This window comes from Catenulispora yoronensis (assembly GCF_039531695.1).
Classification (GTDB): domain Bacteria; phylum Actinomycetota; class Actinomycetes; order Streptomycetales; family Catenulisporaceae; genus Catenulispora; species Catenulispora yoronensis.
Genome location: NZ_BAAAQN010000011.1, coordinates 18,412 through 33,650 on the forward strand (window position 1 = coordinate 18,412; position 15,239 = coordinate 33,650).

At 71.2% G+C, this 15,239-nt stretch carries 12 protein-coding genes; 7 read left to right on the forward strand and 5 right to left on the reverse strand.

Features of this window, described 5'->3' with window-relative positions:
• The first annotated feature begins 13 nt into the window (after nucleotides 1-13).
• Complete coding sequence (locus tag ABD481_RS11805; RefSeq protein ID WP_344665634.1) at nucleotides 14-1,087, forward strand: lysylphosphatidylglycerol synthase transmembrane domain-containing protein; 1,074 nt, start codon at nucleotides 14-16, stop codon at nucleotides 1,085-1,087.
• Between the two features lie 7 nt (nucleotides 1,088-1,094).
• On the opposite strand, the gene ABD481_RS11810 is transcribed toward ABD481_RS11805, so the two are convergent.
• From ABD481_RS11810 to ABD481_RS11830, 5 genes are all read right to left on the reverse strand, one after another.
• Complete coding sequence (locus ABD481_RS11810) at nucleotides 1,095-2,825, reverse strand: ABC transporter ATP-binding protein (protein ID WP_344665635.1); 1,731 nt, start codon at nucleotides 2,823-2,825, stop codon at nucleotides 1,095-1,097.
• Nucleotides 2,822-3,811: an ABC transporter permease gene (locus tag ABD481_RS11815; protein ID WP_344665636.1), complete on the reverse strand. Its 990-nt coding sequence runs from the start codon at nucleotides 3,809-3,811 to the stop codon at nucleotides 2,822-2,824. Before ABD481_RS11815 ends, ABD481_RS11810 begins: the two co-directional genes overlap by 4 nt.
• Complete coding sequence (locus ABD481_RS11820) at nucleotides 3,808-4,758, reverse strand: ABC transporter permease (protein ID WP_425559149.1); 951 nt, start codon at nucleotides 4,756-4,758, stop codon at nucleotides 3,808-3,810. The genes ABD481_RS11815 and ABD481_RS11820 overlap by 4 nt, the downstream gene beginning before the upstream one ends.
• A gap of 13 nt (nucleotides 4,759-4,771) precedes the next feature.
• Nucleotides 4,772-6,520: an ABC transporter substrate-binding protein gene (locus ABD481_RS11825; RefSeq protein WP_344665637.1), complete on the reverse strand. Its 1,749-nt coding sequence runs from the start codon at nucleotides 6,518-6,520 to the stop codon at nucleotides 4,772-4,774.
• Between the two features lie 124 nt (nucleotides 6,521-6,644).
• Nucleotides 6,645-6,740, reverse strand: coding sequence for an Ms4533A family Cys-rich leader peptide (locus tag ABD481_RS11830; RefSeq protein WP_344665638.1), 96 nt, complete (start codon nucleotides 6,738-6,740; stop codon nucleotides 6,645-6,647).
• Nucleotides 6,741-6,883: 143 nt separating this feature from the next.
• Here ABD481_RS11830 and ABD481_RS11835 point away from each other — a divergent pair, with 143 nt between their 5' ends.
• The 6 genes from ABD481_RS11835 to ABD481_RS11860 all read left to right on the forward strand — a co-directional run bounded on the left by ABD481_RS11835 (nucleotide 6,884) and on the right by ABD481_RS11860 (nucleotide 15,161).
• Entirely contained in the window at nucleotides 6,884-7,366 is a 483-nt protein-coding gene (locus ABD481_RS11835) for a hypothetical protein (protein ID WP_344665639.1), read from the forward strand.
• A gap of 57 nt (nucleotides 7,367-7,423) precedes the next feature.
• Nucleotides 7,424-9,061: an APC family permease gene (locus ABD481_RS11840; protein ID WP_344665640.1), complete on the forward strand. Its 1,638-nt coding sequence runs from the start codon at nucleotides 7,424-7,426 to the stop codon at nucleotides 9,059-9,061.
• An 81-nt stretch (nucleotides 9,062-9,142) separates the two neighbouring features.
• A complete protein-coding gene (locus tag ABD481_RS11845) occupies nucleotides 9,143-10,753 on the forward strand; it encodes a TetR family transcriptional regulator (protein ID WP_344665641.1) in 1,611 nt (536 codons plus the stop codon).
• 95 nt (nucleotides 10,754-10,848) lie between these two features.
• On the forward strand, nucleotides 10,849-12,063 hold the full coding sequence (locus ABD481_RS11850) for an acetyl-CoA C-acetyltransferase (protein ID WP_344665642.1): 1,215 nt from the start codon (nucleotides 10,849-10,851) through the stop codon (nucleotides 12,061-12,063).
• 18 nt (nucleotides 12,064-12,081) lie between these two features.
• Entirely contained in the window at nucleotides 12,082-14,238 is a 2,157-nt protein-coding gene (locus ABD481_RS11855; RefSeq protein WP_344665643.1) for a 3-hydroxyacyl-CoA dehydrogenase NAD-binding domain-containing protein, read from the forward strand.
• A gap of 188 nt (nucleotides 14,239-14,426) precedes the next feature.
• Nucleotides 14,427-15,161 (forward strand): DsbA family protein, encoded by a 735-nt coding sequence (locus tag ABD481_RS11860; RefSeq protein WP_344665644.1) that lies wholly within the window; start codon nucleotides 14,427-14,429, stop codon nucleotides 15,159-15,161.
• Nucleotides 15,162-15,239 lie beyond the last annotated feature (78 nt).

Here is a 15,239-nt window from a genome sequence, read left to right on the forward strand (position 1 = left end):
ATGGGGGGAAGCCGTGAAAGAGGGTGTGGGGGCACAGGGCCGACGCGTCGCGACGGTTCTGCTGCCCGTGACTGTCTGCGTCCTGGCGTTCGGCTTCGGCCTGCCGCGGCTGGCGCGGTTCCGCGACGTGCTCCAGACCCTCCAGAACCTGACGTCCGGCTGGATGCTCGTCCTCGTGCTCGCCGCCGCGGCGAACCTGGTCGCGAACTGGCTGTTCATCGCCGCCGCCATCCCCGGCCTGCCCTTGCGGCGCGCGGCGGCGGTCAACCTCGCCTCGACCGCCGTGGCCAACACGGTCCCGGCCGGGGGAGCGGTGTCGGTCGGCGTGAGCTGGCGGATGCTGTCCAGCTGGGGGCTGAGCTCGCGCTCGTTCGCGGTCTACGCCGGGGTCACCGGGGTGTGGAGCACGCTGGCCAAGCTGGCGACGCCGGCGGTGGCGGTGGGCGTGCTGGCCGCCACCGGGCGCCTGACCTCCGGGGCCGGCGCGGTCACGACGTTGTGCGTCGGTGCCGCGCTGTGCGCGGCGATGTTCCTGATCGGCGTGGCCGTGGTGCACCGCTCGCTGCGCGACGAGCGGGCGGCGCAGGCCGTCGGCCGGATGTCGCAGCGCTGGTCCGACCGGCTGTTCCGGCTGGCGCGGCGCACCGGCCCGACCACGGTCGCCGCCGCCGTGATGCGCTTCCGCGCCGACGCCGTGGACCTGCTGCGCGCCCGCAGCCGCCGGCTGACGCTCGCCAGCATCGGCAACGACCTGGGCTGGCTGCTGGTGTTCCAGACCTGCCTGCTGGCCTGCGGCGTCCCGCAGTCCCAGGTCCCGTGGAGCCGCTGCCTGGCCGGCTTCGCGCTGGCCCGGGTGCTGTCCGCGATCCCGATCACGCCGGGCGGGGTCGGGCTGATCGAGTGGGGGATGGCGGTCTACCTCGCCGCCGGGCTGGACAACGCCGCCTCGGCGCGGGTCACCGCGGCGGTGCTGCTCGCCAGGGCCCTGACGTACGTCCTGCCGATCCCGCTGGGCGCGGTGGCTTACGCCGGGTGGCGGTTCCGGCGCCTGGTCGGCCGGCAGGGCGACGAGAGCTTGAGCGCCTGAGAGCGGCTCAGACCGCCGTCGTCACCTCCGCGCCGGATCCCGCCGCCAGCGCCGCCCGCCGCCGCTCCCGCTTCTCCCGCGCCGCCACCGGATCCACCACGGGCACCGCGTCCAGCAGTGTCCTGGTGTACTCGTGCTCCGGCGCGTCGAACAGCGTCCCGGCGTCGGCCAGCTCCACGATCCGCCCGAACCGCATCACCGCCACCCGGTCGGCGACCTGCCGCACCACCGCCAGGTCGTGCGTGACGAACACCACGGTCAGGCCGTACTCGCGCTGCACCTCCTTCAGCAGGTCCAGGATCACCGCCTGGGTGCTGACGTCCAGCGAGGCCACCGGCTCGTCGCAGATCAGCAGGCGCGGCCGCGGCGCGAGGGCGCGGGCGATGCCGACGCGCTGCCGCATGCCGCCGGAGAACTCGTGCGGGAACCGGTCGTAGCCGTCCGGGTCCAGGCCGACCTTCGTCATCAGCTCGCGCACCGTCGCGCGGATCTCGGCGTCGGAGCGACCGCCGGCGATCCGCAGCGGGTCGGCGATCGTCTCGCCGACCGAGCGGCGCGGGTTCAGCGACGACAGCGGGTCCTGGAACACCATCTGCAGGTCGCGGCGCAGCGGCCGCAGCTCGCGCTCGCCGAGCGCCGACAGGTCGGTGCCGGCGAAGACCACGCGGCCGGCCGACGGGGCGAGCAGCCGGACCAGCATCCGCGCCAGCGTGGTCTTGCCGCTGCCGCTCTCGCCGACCAGGCCGAGCGTTTCGCCGGCCCGCAGCTCCAGGCTGACGCCGTCCACCGCGCGCAGCGGCTCGGCCCGGCGGCCCAGCAGCGCCCCGCCGCGGCGGTAGTGCTTGGCGACGTCCTCGATCCGGACCAGCACCTCCGGCTCCGCCACGGACGCGTCGCGCGCCGGCAGCGGGGCGTCGAGGCGCGGCATCGCGGCCAGCAGGCCCTGCGTGTAAGGGACCTGCGGATCCAGCAGCACCTGCTCGGCCGGCCCGCGCTCCACCGCCAGGCCCTCGTGCATCACCAGGACGTCGTCCGCGGTGCCGGCCACCACGCCGAGGTCGTGGCTGATCAGCACCAGCGCCATCCCGGTCTCCGCGCGCACCTCGTCGAGCAGGTCCAGGATCTGCGCCTGCACCGTGACGTCCAGCGCCGTCGTCGGCTCGTCGGCGACCAGCACCTTCGGGCGGCACGCGAGCGCCATCGCGATCAGCGCGCGCTGGCGCATGCCGCCGGAGAACTCGTGCGGGTGCGCGCGGGCCCGCCGCGCGGCGTCCGGGATCCGCACCTGGTCCAGCACCTCGATGGCGCGGGCCCGGGCCTGCGCGCGGGAGGCCTTGGTGTGGACGCGGTACACCTCGGCTATCTGGTCCCCGATGGTCTGGAACGGGTCCAGCGCGGTCAGCGGGTCCTGGAACACCATCGCGATCTGCGACGCGCGCAGCCGGCGCACCTCGGCGTCCGAGGCCGCGACCAGGTCCACACCGGCCACCCGGACCTGGCCCGACACCCGTGCCGAGGTGCCGCGGTGCAGGCCCAGCAGCGCCAGCGCGGTCGCGCTCTTGCCCGAGCCGGACTGGCCGACGACGCCCAGCGCCGCCCCGGCCACGACCGAGAAGCTCAGATCCTTGACCGCGTGCACCACCTGCCCGCCGCGCACCGGGAAGTCGATGCTCAGCCCCCGGACATCGAGGACCGCGCCGGCCGGGCCCGGCACCGCGTCGTTTCCGGGGGACGTCATGCCAGCTCCACTCGGGGGTCGATCGCCGCGTACAGGATGTCGGCCAGGGCGTTGGCCAGGATGTAGACCGCGCCGGCCGTGACCGTCACGCCGACGATCACCGGCAGGTCCCCGCCGCCGACCGCGCCCACCAGGGCGTGGCCGATACCCGGCAGCCCGAACATGGTCTCGGTCAGCACCGCCGAGGTCATCACCGCCGCCAGGTCGATCGCGGCCATCGTCACCAGCGGCGTCAGCGCCCCGCGCAGCACGTGGCGCCCGATCACCCGGCGCTCGGACAGGCCGTAGGCGCGCGCGGTGCGGACGTGGTCCTCGCCGAGCGTCTCCAATGTCTGCGCGCGGGTCATCCGCGCGTAGGACGCCGCCTGGATCAAGGCCAGCGCGATCCACGGCAGCAGCAGGTTCCGGGCCCACTCGGCCGGGTTCTCGGTCAGCGGCACGTAGGTGGGGAACGGCAGCCACTGCAGGTCCGAGCAGAACACGATCAGCAGCACCAGCGCCACCAGGAACACCGGCGTGGAGTACCCGAGCAGCACCACGGTGTTCAGCCCGCGGTCCAGCCAGCGCCGCCGGCCGAGCACGGTCACCAGCCCGGCGGTGACGCCGAGCAGCACCGACAGCGTCATCGCGCCCAGCGCCAGCGAGGCCGACACCGGCAGCGCGCCGGTCAGGATCGAGGTCACCGACTGGTCGGACTCGAAGGAGTAGCCCAGGCACGGGGCCGGGCAGCGCCGGATGCTCGGGCCGGAGGAGTAGTCGTGCCCGAAGAAGATCCCGTGCAGGAACGACAGGTACTGGTCGGCCAGCGGCTTGTCCAGCCCCATGGCGGACTTCACCAGCGCCAGCCGGTCCGGCGTGCAGCCCTTGCCGCAGGCCAGCAGCGCCGGGTCGGACGGCCCGGCGTAAAAGAGCCCGTAGACGATCGCCGACAGCGCCAGCAGCACTATCGCGGCGCCCACGAGGCGTCGCAGCACATAGCCGGTCACGGGGCCACCTCGGTGTTCTTCGGGTCCATGGTCCGGCGCACGCCGTCGGCCAGCAGCGTGAACGCCAGCAGCGTCAGGAACAGCGCGCCGCCGGGCACCAGCACGTACATCACGTCCGGCCGGAACCAGGTCGTGCCCTGCGACAGCATCTGGCCCCAGGACGGTGTGGGCGGCCGCACCCCGACGCCCAGGAACGACAGCCCGGCCTCGGAGATCATGTTGGCCGGCACCAGCAGCGCGGCGTAGGTCAGGATCGGGGTCACCAGCCCCGGCAGGATCTCGCGGCGGGCCACCCGCAGCGGCGGCGCGCCGGACAGCTTCGCGGCCGCCACGTAGTCGCGGGTCCGCAGCGACAGCGTCTGGCCGCGGGCCAGGCGCGCCGTGGAGCCCCAGCCGAGCAGCGCGATCACCACGGCCAGGATCAGCGGCCGGGGCACGGAGCCCGGGACGATCGCCATCAGCGCGATGGCGAACAGCACCGAGGGGAACGCCAGCGTCAGGTCGGTCAGCCGGCCCAGCGCGGTGTCGACGAGGCGCCCGCCCAGGCCGGCGGCGATGCCGACGCCGACGCCGATCAGTACCTGGAGCGCGGTGGCGCCGATCGCGACGCCCAGGGAGATCCGGGCGCCGTAGACCAGCCGCGCGAACAGGTCGCGGCCGGTCTGTGGCTCCACGCCCAGCCAGTGCGCGCCGCTGACGCCGCCGAGCGAGCCCAGCGGCGTGCCGCCGGTGGCCGAGTCGACCAATTCCGGGTGCATCGTGGTGGTGTCCTGGCCCTCCAGGGCGGCCAGGAGCGGGGCGAGGACGGCCACCGCCACCATCAGGGCGATGATGACCATGCCGGTGGCCGCGGCCTTGTCGCGGCGCAGGCGCCGCCAGACCGCGGCGCGGGGACGCGGGGGCGACGACGGGCCGGAGCCCGCCGCCGCCTCGGTGATGACCGTCACGCGCTGCCCTGTCCTACTTCACCGAGATGCGGGACAGGTCGTACTGGCCGCGCCAGCCGTCCGGCACCGCGCCCTTGACGTTCTTGCCGACCAGGTAGACGTCCTTCTCGTAGAACAGCGGCACGGTCAGCGCCTGCTGCCCCAGCTTGGCGTCCAGCGCGCCCCAGCGGGCCTGCGCCTGGGCCGGGTCGGTGATCTCGTTGATGGCGTCGATCTCGGTGTTCACCGCCGGGTCGTTCAGCTGCGCCAGGTTGAAGTTGCCGCCGCTGTCGATGATCTGCCGGCCGTCGAAGATCGGGATCAGGAACGGCGCGCCGGAGGGCCAGTCCGAGCCCCAGTACTGCAGCGAGACGCCGGGCTCGGAGCTGGGCTTGCCGGTCAGGTCGCGGTAGCCGGAGTCCTCGACCGGGTTCAGGGTCACGGTGATGCCGGCCGCCTTCAGCGCCTCCTGGAGCGCGGTGGCGATCTTCGGGCCGAGGTTCTCGGCGTCGTCGGCCTCGTGGAACAGCGTGATGCCCAGGCCGTTGGGGTAGCCGGCCTGCGCCAGCAGCTCCTTGGCCTTGGCCGCGTTGCCGGTGGCGCCGGCCGGGAAGTAGTCGTAGGCCTGGTAGCCCAGCGCCTTCTGCGGCGGCAGGAAGGTGGTCGAGGCGCCGGCCACGGCGGTGCCGCCGGCGGCGTTGACGACCGTGGTCCGGTTGACCGCGTAGGAGACGGCCTCCCGCACCCGGATGTCGTCGAACGGCTTCACCTTGGTGTTGAACGCCAGGTAGGTGGTGGCCGGGAACTCGCCGCGGCTGATCCGCTTGGCCAGGTCCGGGTTGCTGTTCAGCTGCGCCAGCTGGTCCGGGCCGACCTGGGTGTCGGTGGTGACGGCGTTCGCGTCCGCGCCGCTGCCGGTGGCCAGCCGCTGGTTGATGACCGCCGACTCCAGGCCCGCGGTGATGTTGATCTTGTCCGGGCAGGCGAACCGCAGGGTGTCGACGGCCGCGGACCAGTGCGGGTTGCGCACCAGTTGGAGCGACTTCTTCTTCTCGAAGCTGGCGACCATGTAGGGGCCGGAGGAGACCGGGTGCTTCTCGTAGTCCGCGCCGGTGTCCTTGGCCTTGGGCACCGGGGCGAACTGCGTCGCGGTGGCCAGCAGCGGGAAGTCGCCCTCGGGCTTGCGCAGGTGGAAGATGATGGTCTTGGCGTCCGGGGTCTCGATGGCCTTGATGCCGTCCGGGCTCTTGTAAGGACCCTGGTAGTCGCTGGCGTCCACCAGCCAGTCCCGCAGGTACGGCGCGCCGCCGGGCAGCTCGGGGGCGAAGGAGCGCTCGATGCCGTACTTGACGTCCTGCGCGGTGATCGGCGTGCCGTCCTCGAAGAAGAGGCCGTCCTTGAGGTGGTACGTCCAGGTCTTCGCGCCGTCGGACGGCGTGCCGAGGTCGGTGGCCAGGTCCGGCGCGGGCTTGGCGCCCTCCTGCCCGGGCAGCCGGTTGCGGGTGGTCAGCGTGCGGAACAGCAGCGAGGGGATGTTGCCGCCGCCGGAGGTGTAGAGCCGGGCCGGGTCCAGGATGCTGATGCCGCCCTGGTTGAGCACCTCCAGGGTGCCGCCCTGGCAGGTCTTGGGGTCGATGGCGGCGGCCGTGCCGGTGCCGCCGGTGCCGCCGGAGCCCGCGGAGCTCCCGGTCTTGCCGGTGGAGGACGAGCTCGACGACGAGCACGCGGCCGTCCCGGCGATCACCAGCGCCAGGGCAGCCGAAAGGACAGGTATTTTCCGCATGGGAAGACCTCTCGGACGAGGGGAAGACGTGAAGGAACCGCGCACCGGAGGAAGAGGCACGCTAGTCAGAGAAACGCTTTAGTGGTTTCCACGCAAGGGTGGGATATGAGGAGCCTGCTATGAGTCAGCGGCTACACAAGATGTCGGCGACGCAGTGATTCGTCACGGCCAGCAGCGCGCGTTGCAGGAACGCGAGCCGGGCCGTGGAAGTCGAGGACATGTCTTGATGGTAGGTCTGGTGCTGGAGGACATCCAAACCGGATCGGTATATGGACGCGACCTTGACATGATCGTTACCGGCGGGTGCTCGCGCCGAGATCATCGGGGACGGAACTGTTTGGTGCTCCGCAACGTCGAAGCCCCATGACGCGTTATGGCGAGCGAATAGTCGCAGGGTTCTGTGTCGTGGGGTTGGCGGCCGCGGTGGCCGCCGGGGCCGCCGGATGCGGTTCGGAGATGCCGAAGGGCGCGCAGCGGACGCCCTGTCCGAGCGGTTCGCCGCTTCCTGGCGGCCGCGGGGAGTCCCGGGACTACGTCGACCTGGTGCGGTTCGACGGCCGGGTCTACTACAGCCCTTCAGGAGTGGGTGAAGGACTGCTGGCGGACCCTTCGAAGCGGGGCTCGTGGGTGGGCACGGTGCAGTGCTCGCAGGCGCAGCACGACAGCAACCGCCGCACCGAGCCGGAGTGGACCGATCCGGGCTCGACCCTGGTCCCGGACGGCGGTCCGCTCTACGCGGTGGCCGGCGTCCCGGTCGCGTGCCAGCTCGTCGCGACCTCGGCGGACGGCCGTCTGCACCTGTACACCGCGCAGGAGCAGTATCGCCCGGCGAACTGCCCGCCGTGATCCTCGTTCGGGTGCCCCGAGGTTACTTTCGCACCCTTTTGGACCACATCTCCAGGTATGGCGGTACCGAAGCTCTCCGAGCACCCCGAGACCGGTTCGCACCTGCGTCGTGACATCGGGCTCATCGGGCTGATGTGGGCCTCCGAGGGGTCGATCATCGGGTCCGGCTGGCTGTACAGCGCCAAGGAGGCGCTGGTGGCGGCCGGGCCCGCGGCGCTGATCAGCTGGGGGATCGCGGCGGTGGCGATCATCTCGCTGGCGTTCGTGCACGCCGAGCTCGGCGGGATGTTCCCGGTCGCCGGCGGCACGGCGCGCTACCCGCACTACGCGTTCGGCGGCGCGGCCGGGGCCTCGTTCGGGTGGTTCACGTGGCTGCAGGCGGTGACCGTGCCGCCGATCGAGGTGCAGGCGATGATCGGCTACGCGCAGCACTACACGTGGGCCGACGGCTGGCAGCACGCGGACGGGACGCTGACCGCCGCCGGGCTGGTGGTCGCGGTGCTGCTGATGGCGGTGTTCGTGGCCGTGAACTTCCTCGGCATCCAGAAGCTGGCGGCCGTCAACAACGCCGCGACGTGGTGGAAGGTGGGCGTGCCGCTGCTGGCGATCTTCGCCCTGGCGGCCACCCACTTCCACACCTCGAACTTCACGGCGGCCTCCGGCGGCGGCTTCCTGCCCTTCGGCGCGCACGGCGTGATGGCCGCGGTGTCCACCTCCGGGATCATCTTCGCGCTGCTGGGCTTCGAGCAGGCGATCCAGCTCGCGGGGGAGTCGCGCAACCCCAGGCGGGACATCCCGCGCGCCACCATCGGCTCGATCCTGATCGGCGCGGCCATCTACATCATGCTCCAGGTCGTGTACATCGCCGCGCTGCCGGCGGCGACGTTCGCGGCGGGCTGGGCGAACCTGGACTACAAGAACATCAGCGGGCCGTTCGCCGGGCTGGCGACGCTGGTCGGGCTGGGCTGGCTGGCGACCGTGCTCTACATCGACGCGATCATCTCCCCCGGCGGGACCGGGCTGATCTACACCACGTCGACGTCGCGCATCACCTACGGGCTCAGCCGCAACGGCTACATCCCGGTGCAGTTCGAGCGGGTGACCGGGCGCGGGGTGCCGTGGCTGGGGATGATCGCGGCCGGGGCCGTCGGATGCATCTGCTTCCTGCCGTTCCCCAGCTGGCAGAAGCTCGTCTCCTTCATCACCTCGGCCAGCGTGCTGATGTACGCCGGGGCGCCGCTGGCCTTCGGGGTGTTCCGGGACAAGCTGCCGGACGTCGAACGGCCGTACCGGCTGCGCGCCGGGGCGGTGCTGGCGCCGTTCTCGTTCATCGTGGCGAACCTGATCATCCTGTGGGCGGGCTGGGACACCATCTGGCGGCTCGGGATCGCGATCGTGATCGGGTACGTGCTGGTCGCCGCCTCGCGGGTGTTCCACCTGAACCCGGTGCACCCGCCGCTGGAGCTGCGCTCGGCGCAGTGGCTGCTGCCGTACCTGCTGGTGATGGGGGTCATCGTGCGGACCAGCGCGTTCGGGCCGATGAAGCACCCGTGGCTGACGGAGTGGACCTCGCTGGTGGTGGTCGCCGCGGTGAGCCTGGTCGTCTACTACTGGGCGAAGGCGGTGTCGCTGCCGGCCGAACGGATCCGCGCGCACGTGGGGGAGGTCGCGGTGGTGGATGCCGGCGGGCACTGAGCGGCGCCGGATGCCGAACCGCACGCTTTGCCCGGTGCGCCTGCCTTGTCAGCGGCGCCGGTCGCGGATCAAGCTGTCGGCATGACCACGCGGACCGGCCGGAGCGCTCCCGGCACCACCCGGCGCGCACAGCTGACCGCGATCGCCGCCACCCTGTTCGCCCGCGACGGGTACCACAACGTGACGGTCGGCGACATCGCCGCGGCCGCGGGCCTGTCCGGCCCGGCGATCTACCGCCACTTCCCCGGCAAGCAGGCGATCCTGGCCGAAGTGGTCCGCTCCGGCTTCGACGAGATGGCCCGGGCACTGGCCGCCGACCTCGCCACCACCACCGACCCGGCCGACCGCCTCCGCACCACCTACCGCGACCTGGCCTCCTTCGTGATCCGCCGCCCGGAGTTCGGCGTGATGTGGCGCCGCGAACACCGCCACCTCGCCCCCACCGACGCCGCCGACCTGGCCCACCGCATGACCGCCGCCTCCACCGCGACCGTCACCGAGATCCTCCGCCTCCGCCCGACCCTGCCCGCCCCCGACGCCGAACTCCTCTCCTGGGCGGCCCTCAGCATCCTCGGCAGCATCTCCGACCACGGCGTCCGCCTCCCACGCGCGGCCTTCGAGGAACTCCTCGCGAGCATGGCGATGGACGCGGTGTCGACGGAGTTCGATCCGGATGAAGCAAATAACAGGCCCCAAAGCCCGCCCATTTCCGAGGGACGCCGCGAACAGATCCTCACCGCCGCCGCCCGCCTCTTCTGGGACCGCGGCTACCACGCGGTGACGCTGGAAGAGATCGGTGCCGCTGCCGGAATCGCCGGCCCGAGCATCTACAGCCACTTCACCGGGAAGACGGATCTTCTGCAGACGATCACCGAGCGGATCGGGGACCGGCTGCGGCTGACGCTGGTGGCGGAGGGTGCCGAGGTCGGTGGGGGCGATGGGGTCGGTGATTCCGGGGTCGAGCCTTCGCGGACTGCCTTCGCGAATTCCGACACTTCGGCGGCTGGTGCTCCAGAAGGCTCGGGGCTCGCCGATGGCGCCGGCACAGACAGGTCCGCCACTGCCGAGGCCGCGTCGACGGACAACCTTCAGGCTGGCACCGCCGCACTGACCAACTCGGCGCCGACGGCCAGTTTCGCTGCCGATGCACCTGGCTCGGCGCTGGCTGACAGTTCGGGTGCGGCCGTGCCGACGGCAGCGACTGGCTCGGCGCTCGCCGACAGCGCTGCTGCTTGTCTGTCTGCCGAAGCCAACAGTGCCGACAAGACCGGTGGCTCGGCCGGCTCTGCTGGCCCTGCGCTCGCCGACTCGGCCGCACTCAGCTCCGCCGCCGCCCAAGCCGCCCTCACTACCCTCGTCACCCGCTACATCGCCACCGTCCTTGCTTCCCGTGACCTCGTCGCCGCCTACTTCACCGAAGGCCACAACCTCCCGGATCGGGATCGTGCCGAGACCCGGCGTTTCCAGCGTGTCTATACCGCGCACTGGGCCGGCCTTCTCGCCGCTGCTCGTCCCGGTATGTCGGCGGCCGAGGTGCGGATTCGGGTGCTGGCGGCGTTCGCGGTCGTCAACGACACGGTGCGGACGCGGCGGTTGATCGATCGGGGCGGGTTGCCGGGGCGGTTGCGGGCGTTGATGCTGGCTGTGCTCTTGACACCGGTGTGCCGGGCGCGCGATGTTAATCGCCGTTAGGCGGTGGGCCTCGGCGGATGTGGAGCTGGTGCCGACGGGACCGGGATGGAACTGATCGCCTGCTCGCGGTGGGCGGGAAGAGAGAGGACACTGCGATGTCGAACGCGTACGTCTACGACGCGATCCGGACACCGCGCGGCCGGGGCAAGCAGAACGGCTCGCTGCACACCGTGAAGCCGATCACGCTCGCGGTCGGGCTGATCGACGAGGTCCGGCGCCGTCACCCCGCCCTGGATCCGAACCTCATCGAGGACGTCATCCTCGGTGTGGTGTCCCCGGTCGGCGAGCAGGGCTCGGACCTCGCCAAGGTCGCCGCGCTGGCCGCCGGGCTGCCGGACACCACCGCCGGCTTCCAGCTCAACCGGTTCTGCGCCTCGGGCCTGGAGGCGGTGAACACCGCCGCGCAGAAGGTGGCCTCGGGCCTGGGTGAGGACCTGGTGCTGGCCGGCGGCGTGGAGTCGATGTCCCGGGTGCCGATGGCCTCCGACGGCGGCGCCTGGTTCGAGGACCCGGAGACCGCCTACGACATCTCCTTCATCCCGCAGGGCGTCGGCGCCGACCTGATCGCCACCATCGAGGGCTTCGGCCGCGCCGACGTCGACGAGTTCGCCGTCCGCTCCCAGGAGCTGGCCGCCGCCGCCCGCGCCGCCGGCCACTTCAAGAACTCCGTGATCCCGGTTCGCGACCGCAACGGCCTGACCATCCTGGACCAGGACGAGTTCGTCCGCCCCGGCACCACCGTCGAGACCCTGGCCGGGCTCAAGCCGTCCTTCGAGGTCATCGGCGACCTGGGCGGCTTCGACGCGGTGGCGTTGCAGAAGTACCACTGGGTGGAGCGGATCAACCACGTCCACCACGCCGGCAACTCCTCCGGCATCGTCGACGGCGCCGCGCTGGTGCTGGTCGGCAACGAGGCCGGCGGCCGCGCCGCCGGGCTCACGCCGCGCGCCCGGATCGTGGCCACCGCCGTGTCCGGCGCGGACTCCACGATCATGCTCACCGGTCCGGCCCCGGCCTCGAAGAAGGCACTGGCCAAGGCCGGCCTCACCATCGACGACATCGACCTGGTCGAGATCAACGAGGCGTTCGCGGCCGTGGTGCTGCGCTACGTCCGGGAGATGGGCTTCCCGCTGGAGAAGGTCAACGTCAACGGCGGCGCGATCGCCCTGGGCCACCCGCTGGGTGCCACTGGCGCGATGCTGATCGGGACCATCGTCGACGAGTTGGAGCGCCGGGATCTGCGGCGGGGTTTGGTGACGCTGTGTGTGGGCGGCGGTATGGGCATCGCGACCATCGTCGAGCGGGTCTGAGGAAGGGTGCGGAGAGACATGAGCGAGCAGAGCTACTTCGCTTGGGAGCGGGATGCCGATGGCGTCGTCACCCTCACCATGGATGCGCCTGGCCAGTCCGCGAACACGATGAATCGTGGGTTCGTCGAGGCGTTCGGGTTGGTGGTGGACCGCTTGGAGGCCGAGCGCGACGGCATCGCCGGTGTGGTGGTCACGAGTGCGAAGAAGACGTTCTTCGCCGGTGGTGACCTCAATGAGCTGATTCAGGCGCGTCCGGAGGATGCCGCCGATGTGATGGCCCGTAACGTGCAGATCAAGGCACTGTTGCGGCGGCTGGAGACGCTGGGCAAGCCAGTGGCGGCGGCGGTGAACGGTGCGGCGCTCGGCGGCGGTTTGGAGATCGCGCTGGCGTGTCACTTCCGGGTGGCGTTGGACGCGAAGGGTTCGGAGATCGGGTTTCCGGAGGTGACGTTGGGGTTGTTGCCGGGCGCTGGGGGTGTGGTGCGTTCGGTGCGGTTGTTGGGCATCGCCGATGCGCTGCTCAAGGTTCTCCTTCAGGGTCAGCGCTATAAGCCTGCTGCCGCGTTGGAGGTCGGCCTGGTCCACGAGGTGATCAGTGACCGCGAGGACCTGTTGGCCAGGGCCAAGGCATGGGTGCTGGCCAACCCGGAGGCGAAGCAGCCGTGGGACGTGCCGGGGTTCCGGATCCCGGGTGGCGACCCGACCAATCCGAAGTTTGCTGCGAATTTGCCGGCGTTCCCGGCGAATCTGCGTAAGCAGCTCAAGGGCGCGAACTATCCGGCGCCGCGCAATATTTTGGCGGCCGCGGTGGAGGGTGCGCGGCTGGATTTCGACAACGCGATGGTGGTGGAGGCGCGGTATTTCGTGGAGCTGGTCACCTCGCAGGTGGCGAAGAACATGACGCAGGCGTTCTTCTTCGACATGCAGAAGGTGACCGGCGGTGCTTCGCGTCCGGCCGGGTTCGAGCCGTGGCAGGCCTCGAAGGTGGCGGTGCTGGGGGCCGGGATGATGGGCGCCGGGATCGCCTACGTCTGCGCACGCGCCGGCATCCAGGTGGTGCTGAAGGATGTCAGCGTCGAGGCGGCGGAGAAGGGCAAGGCCTATTCGGCCGGGTTGTTGGACAAGGCCGTGGCGCGCGGGAAGACGACGCGCGAGGCCGCCGATGAGGTGCTGGGGCGTATCCACCCCACCGCCGAGGCTGTCGACACCGCCGGGGCTGATCTGATCATCGAGGCGGTGTTCGAGTCTCCGGAGTTGAAGGGCCGGGTGTTCCAGGAGGTTCAGGACCTGGTGGCCCCGGACGCGTTGTTGGGTTCGAACACCTCGACGCTGCCGATCACCGGCCTGGCCGCCGCGGTGCGGCGTCCGGCGGATTTCATCGGTCTGCATTTCTTCTCTCCGGTGGACAAGATGCCGCTGTTGGAGATCATCGCCGGCGAGCAGACGTCGGATGCCGCGATCGCCAAGGCGTTCGATCTGGCCAAGCAGATCCGCAAGACCCCGATCATCGTCAACGACAGCCGCGGCTTCTTCACCTCACGCGTCATCGGCCGCTTCCTGGACGAGGCGGTCGCGATGGTGAACGAGGGCCTGAACCCCAACTCCATCGAGCAGGCCGGCTCGCAGGCCGGCTACCCGGCGCCGCCGTTGCAGCTGATGGACGAGCTGACGCTGACCCTGCCGCAGAAGATCCGCAAGGAGGCGCGCGCGGCAGCCGGCGACGACTGGGTCGAGCACGGTTCGGAGACGGTGATCAACCGCATGGTCGACGACCTCGGTCGCGGCGGACGCTCCGCGGGCGCGGGTTTCTACGAGTACGTCGATGGCAAGCGAGTCGGTCTGTGGCCGGGTCTCGCAGACGCCTTCGGCAAGCCCGAAGCGGAGATCCCGTTCGAGGACATGAAGGAGCGGATGCTGTTCGCCGAGGCGCTGGACACCGTTCGCTGCCTGGACGAAGGCGTGCTGCGCTCGGTCGCCGAGGCCAACATCGGCTCGATCCTCGGCATCGGCTTCCCGGCCTGGACCGGCGGCGTGATCCAGTACATCAACGGCTACGACGGCGGCGTCACCGGCTTCGTGGCGCGGGCCAAGGAGCTGCGGGACAAGTACGGCGAGCGGTTCGACGTGCCGCGGTCGCTGGTCGAGAAGGCCGAGCGCGGGGAGCGCGTGGAGTAGAGGAGCGCGTGGAGTAGGGGAGCGGAAGGGCGGCAGCTCGGCCGTATAACAGCAGACCAGCGGTGCGGTGGGCCGGGTCGCAGTATCTAAGAATATTGCGATCCGGCCTACTGCGGACCGGGGTAGGGAAACCCCTCACCGAGGCCTTCGGCCTGCCTCCGCATCGCTCGAACAAATACCCTGATGTCATGAGGGGAAGACTGATTCTGCTGGTCCTGTCGGCCGCCCTGCTCGCGGGCTGTTCATCGAGCGGTGTCGTGGGTGCCGGTTCCGACACGGTGTCCGGCCCGGCCGGCCGCACGTCGGGCTCGGCCCCGGCTTCCGCGCCGGGCACCAGCGGCGGCACTGGCTCCAGCGGCGCCACGGGCTCGCAGCCCGCCGCGGACGCGGCGGTGGTGCTCGGGACCGGGAAGACATCGGTGACGATCTACCACGATTATCGCTGCGGGCCCTGCCGGGAAGTCCACGAGCGGCTCGATCCGGCCGTGGCCGCCGCCCTCAGCGCCGGCACGATCAAGCTCGACGTGCACGCTGTGAACCTGATCGACCGGAACGCCGGGGGCACGGGCTCGCTCGCCGCCGGCAACGCGGCCAGCTGTGCCGCCAAGGCCGGCAAGTTCCAGGCCTACAGCGCGCAGCTGTTCGCCGCCCAGCCGAAGACCGAGGACGACGACGCGTTCGCCGTGCCGAGCTATCTGATCGGTCTCGCCAAAGGCGTGCCCGACCTGGACAGCCCCGCCTTCGAGTCCTGCGTCCGCACCCAGCCCTACGCCGCCTCGATCAAGAGCACGTACGACGCCACCCTCGGCGCCGGCAAGTACGACGGCGTGCCGACGATACTCATCAACGGGGTCAAGTGGCAGGTCCCGACCACCGGCGACATCGCCGCGGCGTTCACGGACGCGGTGGCCAAGGCGGGGTGAGGGCCGGGTCCTGTTCAGGCCTTCCGTGAGCTGATTTCATCTTCCTGTTCCTGGCCGTCGGTGTCGCTCGCCGAGGGC

What these genes read in the sequence shown, in the direction of transcription:
- ABD481_RS11825 (WP_344665637.1), bottom strand. Translation starts at nt 6,520, where the DNA reads ATGCGGAAAATACCTGTCCTTTCGGCTGCCCTGGCGCTGGTGATCGCC.
- ABD481_RS11855 (WP_344665643.1), top strand. Translation starts at nt 12,082, where the DNA reads ATGAGCGAGCAGAGCTACTTCGCTTGGGAGCGGGATGCCGATGGCGTC.
- ABD481_RS11845 (WP_344665641.1), top strand. Translation starts at nt 9,143, where the DNA reads ATGACCACGCGGACCGGCCGGAGCGCTCCCGGCACCACCCGGCGCGCA.
- ABD481_RS11830 (WP_344665638.1), bottom strand. Translation starts at nt 6,740, where the DNA reads ATGTCCTCGACTTCCACGGCCCGGCTCGCGTTCCTGCAACGCGCGCTG.
- ABD481_RS11835 (WP_344665639.1), top strand. Translation starts at nt 6,884, where the DNA reads ATGACGCGTTATGGCGAGCGAATAGTCGCAGGGTTCTGTGTCGTGGGG.
- ABD481_RS11850 (WP_344665642.1), top strand. Translation starts at nt 10,849, where the DNA reads ATGTCGAACGCGTACGTCTACGACGCGATCCGGACACCGCGCGGCCGG.
- ABD481_RS11840 (WP_344665640.1), top strand. Translation starts at nt 7,424, where the DNA reads ATGGCGGTACCGAAGCTCTCCGAGCACCCCGAGACCGGTTCGCACCTG.
- ABD481_RS11860 (WP_344665644.1), top strand. Translation starts at nt 14,427, where the DNA reads ATGAGGGGAAGACTGATTCTGCTGGTCCTGTCGGCCGCCCTGCTCGCG.
- ABD481_RS11810 (WP_344665635.1), bottom strand. Translation starts at nt 2,825, where the DNA reads ATGACGTCCCCCGGAAACGACGCGGTGCCGGGCCCGGCCGGCGCGGTC.